A 1,217-nucleotide genomic window follows, 5' to 3' on the forward strand; every position below is an offset into this window, starting at 1 on the left:
TAATAATGGCGCGTTATTTCGCCCAACAAAAAAATAGCGTGCCCCACGGCCGCTATTTGCATAAAGCATCCCTCCCCCTATGGCGTAAATACGGCATTACAGAAATTCGCATCCCACAGGAAATTGTTTAATTAAGGAGCGTTATGCGCATTATAAAAACCATGAAGATCGGCACCCTATTAGTCGCGGGCTTTAGCGGCGTCATTATTATCGGTCTGTTGGTCGCCATTTTAGGCCGGTCACAACTGGTATCCCTGGGAAATAATATGGAGACGCTCTCCAGCGACTCACTGGCCAATCTGCTGCTGATTCAGGATGTGAAAAGCAGCTTTGACAGTGTCGCTCGTACTGTGCGCAACATCGCCCTACAGCCGGACCGGCAAAAAAGGTTGGAGGAAAAACAGCTTGTTGATGAGCGGATCGCCCACAACACCGCCGTTTTAGCTACGTTGGATAAAAACCTGTCGACGCCTGCGGCTCGACAATCGATGGAACAGCTTAACCAAGCGCGCCCGGCCTACATACAGGCGGTTAACGAGGCACTGGCCTTGGGTCTCTCCGACGATCCCGCTGAACATGCACGCGCCGGGGACACCATTCTCAATCGCATGGTGCCTACGCAAAAGCCGGTATTTACCGCGCTGGACAGCATGGTGGAGGTGCAGAAAACGCAGGCGTTGGCAACGACCCAGAGCGCTATCGCGCAGGCCGACCGCGGCGGAAATCTGATCCTGACGCTGGCTATCGTGGCGGCGCTGGTGGGAGCATTGGTCTCCTTTCTGGTCACCCGCACGCTACGCCAACAACTGGGCGGTGAGCTTGCCTATGCGACCCACATTGCACAGCAGGTTGCCCAAGGCAATCTGGCAGTGGAGATTACGCTGCGTGCCAACGATGACCGCAGTATGCTGGCCTCGATGAACGAGATGCGCAATAGCCTGAGCGACATGGTGGATCAGGTGCGTCAAAGCAGTGAGCCCCTCGCAACAGGCCCCAGCCAGATTGCCGCAGGCAGTGCCGATCTCAGCCAACGCACGGAAGAGCAGGCCGCCAGCTTGCAACAAACCGCCGCCGCCATGGAACAGATTAGTCAAACGGTACGCCAAAACGGCGAGACCGTTCGCAACGCCACGCAATTAGCCAATCAGGCCAGCACTACGGCCGCTCAGGGCGGTGAAGCCGTCAACCATATTGTGTCTACCATGAAGGATATCGCC

1 protein-coding gene is annotated in these 1,217 nt (G+C 56.0%); it reads left to right on the forward strand.

Features of this window, described 5'->3' with window-relative positions; genetic code table 11:
• Positions 1–143: 143 nt before the first annotated feature.
• A partial coding sequence (locus J5224_RS28775; protein WP_264628508.1) for an MCP four helix bundle domain-containing protein occupies positions 144–1,217 on the forward strand: 1,074 nt, incomplete at its 3' end.

Source organism: Candidatus Symbiopectobacterium sp. NZEC135 (assembly GCF_025962695.1).